The sequence below is a fragment of the Xanthobacter autotrophicus genome, assembly GCF_029991245.1.
Lineage (GTDB): Bacteria > Pseudomonadota > Alphaproteobacteria > Rhizobiales > Xanthobacteraceae > Xanthobacter > Xanthobacter autotrophicus_C.
Window position 1 is genome coordinate 1 of the sequence record NZ_JAIVFO010000199.1, and the last position, 6,107, is coordinate 6,107.

The 6,107-nt window shown below is 67.6% G+C and carries 4 protein-coding genes; 2 read left to right on the top strand and 2 right to left on the bottom strand.

Going from position 1 to position 6,107, the window contains the following annotated elements; translation table 11 throughout:
• A partial coding sequence (locus tag K9U41_RS21230; protein WP_282642835.1) for an SH3 domain-containing protein occupies positions 1-517 on the bottom strand: 517 nt, incomplete at its 3' end.
• Between the two features lie 115 nt (positions 518-632).
• Positions 633-2,057, bottom strand: coding sequence for a helix-turn-helix domain-containing protein (locus K9U41_RS21235; protein WP_282642836.1), 1,425 nt, complete (start codon positions 2,055-2,057; stop codon positions 633-635).
• A 206-nt stretch (positions 2,058-2,263) separates the two neighbouring features.
• Here K9U41_RS21235 and K9U41_RS21240 point away from each other — a divergent pair, with 206 nt between their 5' ends.
• Positions 2,264-3,796: an acyl-CoA carboxylase subunit beta gene (locus K9U41_RS21240; RefSeq protein ID WP_282642837.1), complete on the top strand. Its 1,533-nt coding sequence runs from the start codon at positions 2,264-2,266 to the stop codon at positions 3,794-3,796.
• A gap of 203 nt (positions 3,797-3,999) precedes the next feature.
• Positions 4,000-6,027, top strand: a complete 2,028-nt coding sequence (locus tag K9U41_RS21245) for an acetyl/propionyl/methylcrotonyl-CoA carboxylase subunit alpha (protein ID WP_282642838.1) — start codon at positions 4,000-4,002, stop codon at positions 6,025-6,027.
• The last annotated feature ends 80 nt before the right edge of the window (positions 6,028-6,107 follow it).

Below are 6,107 nucleotides of genomic sequence, written 5' to 3' on the forward strand. Positions count from 1 at the left end.
GCTGCATGCCGGGGGGAGCGATATAATTGTTACGCCACCAGCCGGGCTGGCGCGGCCCCGGAGGCGGGCCATACCAGCCGGGGCGCGGCCGCGGCGCATAGCCTTCCCAGCGGTAGCGGTCGGCGTACCAGGGCTGGTTCACATAATAGGGCCGGCCCACATAATACTGGTTCCAGTATTGCGAGGCGGCAAACGCCACCACGGGCACGCCGATGGCGGCCACGCCCCAGTCGGGAAGCACGGCGGTGCGGCCTTGCTGCTCATAGCCGAGATACTCGCTGTAGACCCAGCCGCGGTAATCCTGCCAGATCACGTCGCACCAGGATTCATCCTGGAGACAGCCCTCGACTTCGAGCGGCGCACCTTCGGGGATGACGCCAAGGCTGGGGAATTCGGTATCCGGACCAGTGCGGATATTCACGTTCGCGGTGGAAAAGGCCGGCGCCGCATGGGCCGCCGACACCATTCCGGCCATCGCCAGGCCCGCGACCCAGCCAGCCAGTCTGAGCACCCTCATGGATCACTCCCATTCGACTCGATAGAGAGTCGATGCACTTAGTTTATCTCCGGCCTCATGGCGTTTCATGTGCCAAGGCAGGGCCATTCCTAAGCGGCAGGAAGGCGCAATTACGTCAGGAGATGGTAAACGGAACAATATCCCGCACGTTCTCGTCAATGCGGATCTCCCGGTCCAGCGGCGGAAAGGCCCGCAGGTCGCAATCGCGCCTCGGGCAGATGCGGCAGGAAACCCCGAGCTTGGCCACCGGCGCGGCCTTGAGGTCCAGCCCGTCCGCGTAGACGATGTCGTGGGCGAAGGCCACCTCGCAGCCAAGCCCGAAGGCATAGGCCCGCGAGGGCTGGCCGTGGCGCAGGGAGGGGCTGACCACGGCGCGGGCAAGGCAGATGTAGCGCGCCCCGTCGGGCATCTCGCCCACCTGCACCAGCGTGCGCCCCGGCATCTCGAACGCCTCGTGCACGTTCCAGGCGGCGCAGGCCCCGCCGTGGCGGGCGAACTGGAAGCGCGTGGCCGAATGGCGCTTGGTGATGTTGCCGGCGCGGTCCACCTTGGCGAAATAGAACGGCACCCCCTTCGCCCCCGGCCGCTGGAGCGTGGACAGGCGATGGCACACCTGCTCCAGGCTGGCGCCGGTCTCCAGCACGAGGCGGTCGAGGTCGTGCCGCAGCCGCCGGGCCAGATCGTGGAAGTGGCGATAGGGCAGCATGAGCGCGCCGGCGAAATAATTATGCAGCGCCAGCCGGCAGATCTCCGTCGCGGTCTGGCTGCGGAAGGCGCCGGAGGCCACCGTATCCTCCACCAGCGCGCCATGCTCCAGCTGGGCGATGGTGGCGGCGATGCGGAACGCCCGCGTCGGCGCCGACAAGACCCCCGACAGCACCAGCCGCCGCAAGCGCGGATCGAAGCGCGACAGCGGCGCATCCGGGTCCGCCGGCCCCACCTCCACCTGCACATTGTGGCGGCGGGCGAGATGGGCGGCGAAGGCGGCGGCGGGGTCCGCCCCTTCCAGGATGCCGAGGCTGGAGGCAGCCTGTTCCGCGGCCCGGTCGAGGGGGTCCACGTAATTGTCGATGTAGTGGAAGAAATCCCGCACTTCCTCGTAGGGGATCAGCTTGGCCTCGTCCGCCCCCGGCGTCACGCCGGCGGTGAGCATGTCGTCGAGGGAGGCGCGCCATTCCGCCGTGCGCCGCAGCGCCACGTGCATGCGCAGGAAGGCATGGGCGAAGGCGGGGGAGAGGTTGGCCACGGCCTTCATGTCCTGCAGGCCGAGGTCCAGATCCTTGAACAGCGGGTCGGCGGCGGTCTCGCGCAGGTCCGCCACCAGCCGGTCCAGGTCCTCCGCGCCGAAGGAGGTGATGTCCACGGCGAAGGTGCGCGAGATGGCGATGAGGATCGAGGCCGTCAGCGGCCGCTGGTTGCTTTCGATCTGGTTGATGTAGGACGGCGAGACGGCGAGGCGCTGCGCCAGCTCGCTCTGCTTGAGCCCCAGCTTTTCCCGCAGCCGCCGCACCGCATGGCCGGCATAGATCTTCTGACGCATGGGCGGCCCCGACTTCGGGATTGCAAATTCTTCACAATAAACAACGTGAATTTTTCACATATTCCCAAAGCCCGCAACTCCTGTTAGCCGACAGCAGCGTTCGGGAGCAGAGGCAGCGCAAAGCTTGGGCTTTCGCCCCCTTTGAACCCTCGATAGTCTCGTTTCACAAATATGGTTCCAAGTACCAAACCTGGGGAGCGCTCGGCATGAAGGATATCCTCGAAGAGCTGGAAAGCCGGCGCTCCATCGCCCGGCTCGGCGGCGGGGCACGGCGCATCGAGGCCCAGCACGCCCGCGGCAAGCTCACCGCCCGCGAGCGCATCGAGCTGCTGCTCGACCGCGGCACGTTCGAGGAATACGACACCTTCGTGCAGCACCGCTGCGTGGACTTCGGCATGACCGACCAGAAGGTCCCCGGCGACGGCGTCGTCACCGGCTGGGGCACGGTCAACGGCCGCAAGGTGTTCGTCTTCGCCAAGGACTTCACCGTGTTCGGCGGCTCCCTCTCCGAGGAGCACGCCCGCAAGATCACCAAGATCCAGGACATGGCGCTGAAGACTCGCGCGCCCATCATCGGCCTGTTCGATGCCGGCGGCGCGCGCATCCAGGAAGGCGTCGCGGCGCTGGGCGGCTACGGCGAGGTGTTCAAGCGCAACGTGGTCGCCTCCGGCGTCATCCCGCAGATCTCGCTGATCATGGGCCCGTGCGCCGGCGGCGACGTCTATTCCCCGGCCATGACCGACTTCATCTTCATGGTCCGCGACACCTCCTACATGTTCGTGACCGGCCCGGAAGTGGTGAAGACCGTCACCAACGAGACCGTCACCTCCGAGGAGCTGGGCGGCGCCAAGGTGCACACCACCAAGTCCTCGGTGGCCGACGGCTCCTACGAGAACGACGTGGAGATGCTGCTGGAGACCCGGCGGCTCATCGACTTCCTGCCCGCCAACAACCAGGAGGGCGCCCCCGAGTGGCCGTCCTTCGACGATCCGGGCCGCTACGACGAGAGCCTCGACACCCTGGTCCCGGACAATCCCAACAAGCCCTACGACATCAAGGAGCTGATGCTGAAGGTCGTGGACGAGGGCGATTTCTTCGAGATCCAGGCCGCCTACGCCCGCAACATGGTCACCGGCTTCGGCCGCATCGAGGGGCGCACGGTGGGCTTCGTCGCCAACCAGCCCATGGTGCTGGCCGGCGTGCTCGACAGTGACGCCTCCCGCAAGGCGGCGCGCTTCGTGCGCTTCTGCGACGCCTTCGAGATCCCCATCGTCACCTTCGTGGACGTGCCCGGCTTCCTGCCCGGCACGGCGCAGGAATACGGCGGCCTCATCAAGCACGGCGCCAAGCTGCTGTTCGCCTATTCGCAGGCCACCGTGCCGCTGGTCACCGTCATCACCCGCAAGGCCTTCGGCGGCGCGTATGACGTGATGGCCTCCAAGCACGTGGGCGCGGACGTGAACTATGCCTGGCCCACCGCCCAGATCGCGGTGATGGGCGCCAAGGGCGCGGTGGAGATCATCTTCCGCGCCGACATGGGCGACCCGGAGAAGATCGCGGCCCAGACCAAGAATTACGAGGAACGCTTCCTCTCGCCCTTCGTGGCGGCGGAGCGCGGCTATGTGGACGAGGTGATTATGCCGCACTCGACCCGCCGGCGCCTCGCCCGCGCGCTCGCCATGCTGCGCACCAAGAAGCTCGAGCAGCCCTCGCGCAAGCACGACAACATGCCGCTTTAAGCGGCTTCCAAGCGGCACCGACGCTCCCCCTCTCCCCGTGCGGGAGAGGGTTGGGGTGAGGGGTGTGGCGCCAGTGGACCCGGCGCCGGGCAGACCCCTCACCCGCCTTCGCTTCGCTCCGGCACCCTCTCCCGCACGGGGAGAGGGGTAAGGGGCCACACCGCACCTATTTCCGCGCCGATGGCGCCCAAGGAACCCGCACCATGTTCTCGAAGATCCTGATCGCGAACCGGGGTGAGATCGCCTGCCGCGTCATCAAGACGGCGCGCAAGATGGGCATCAAGACCGTCGCCGTCTATTCCGACGCCGACCGGGACGCCCTCCATGTGGAGATGGCCGACGAGGCGGTGCATATCGGCCCTCCCCAGGCCGCCCAGTCCTACCTGATCGCCGAGAAGATCGTGGAGGCCTGCAAGCTCACCGGCGCCGAAGCGGTGCATCCCGGCTACGGCTTCCTCTCCGAGCGCGCCTCCTTCCCCAAGCTGCTGGCGGAACACGGCATCGTCTTCATCGGTCCCAATCCCCACGCCATCGAGGCCATGGGCGACAAGATCGAGTCCAAGAAGGCGGCGGCGGCAGCCCATGTCTCCACCGTGCCCGGCTATCTGGGCGTGCTGGAGAACGGCACCGAGGCGGCGAAGATCGCCGACGAGATCGGCTATCCGGTGATGATCAAGGCCTCCGCCGGCGGCGGCGGCAAGGGCATGCGCATCGCCTATTCCCGCGACGAGGTGCAGGACGGCTTCGACCGCGCCAAGAGCGAGGCCAAGTCCTCGTTCGGCGATGACCGCGTGTTCGTGGAGAAGTTCATCGTCGACCCGCGCCACATCGAGATCCAGGTGCTGGGCGACAAGCACGGCAACGTCATCTACCTGGGCGAGCGCGAATGCTCCATCCAGCGCCGCAACCAGAAGGTGGTGGAGGAAGCCCCCTCCCCGCTGCTGGACGAGGCCACCCGCCGGAAGATGGGCGAGCAGGCCGTGGCCCTCGCCAAGGCCGTGGGCTACGACAGCGCCGGCACGGTGGAGTTCGTGGCCGGGCAGGACAAGAGCTTCTACTTCCTGGAGATGAACACCCGCCTGCAGGTGGAGCATCCGGTCACCGAGCTGATCACCGGCATCGACCTCGTGGAGCAGATGATCCGCGTCGCCGCGGGCGAGCCGCTCTCCCTCACCCAGGAGGACGTGAAGCTCACCGGCTGGGCGGTGGAAAGCCGCATCTATGCGGAAGACCCCTACCGCAACTTCCTGCCCTCCACCGGCCGCCTGGTGCGCTATCGCCCGCCGGCGGAAGGCAAGGACGGCCCCATCACCGTGCGCAACGACACCGGCGTCTATGAGGGCGGGGAAATCTCCATCTTCTACGATCCCATGATCGCGAAGCTGGTGACCCACGCCCCCACCCGCGCCATCGCCATCGAGGCGCAGGCGGATGCGCTGGATGCCTTCGCCATCGACGGCATCGGCCACAACATCCCGTTCCTGTCGGCGCTCATGTCCCACCCGCGCTGGCGGGAGGGCAACCTCTCCACCGGCTTCATCGCCGAGGAATATCCCGACGGCTTCCACGCCCGCGCGCCGGAAGGCGAGCTGGTGCACACCCTGTCGGCCGTGGCGGCGGTGATCGACCACATCCACAACGCCCGCAAGCGGCACATCTCCGGCCAGACCTCCGGCGTGCCGGTGGCCTTCGCCAAGCGCCGCATCGTGCACCTCTCCGCCGCCGAGGCGACCCTTTCCACCCCGTGCGAGGTGGAAGCGGTGGACGGCGGCTACAAGGTGCAGATCTTCGACGCCGACGGCACGGCCGGCCACACCCACCTGCTGCGCTCCACCTGGAAGCCCGGCGACGTGGTGTGGACGGGCACCATCGACGCCGACCAGGTGGCGGTGCAGGTGCGCACCATCCCCAACGGCTATGTGCTGGCCCATCGCGGCATCGCCACCAAGGCGCGGGTCTACACCGAGCTGTCGGCCTCGCTCGCGGCGCTGATGCCGAAGAAGGAAACCGCCGGCGGCGGCAAGGAGCTTTTGTGCCCCATGCCGGGCCTCGTGGTCTCCATCGCCGTCACCCCCGGCCAGGAGGTGAAGAACGGCGAGATCCTCGCCATCGTGGAAGCCATGAAGATGGAGAACGTGCTGCGCGCCGAGCGCGACGGCGTCATCAAGGCGGTCCACGCCAAGGCGGGCGACAGCCTCGCCGTGGATGCGGTGATCCTGGAATTCGCGTGATGACGAACCGGGAGCGGGCCATCCCCTCTCCCGCTCGCGGGGGAGGGTTAGGGTGGGGGCCTGCTGGCCACATGCCCTGC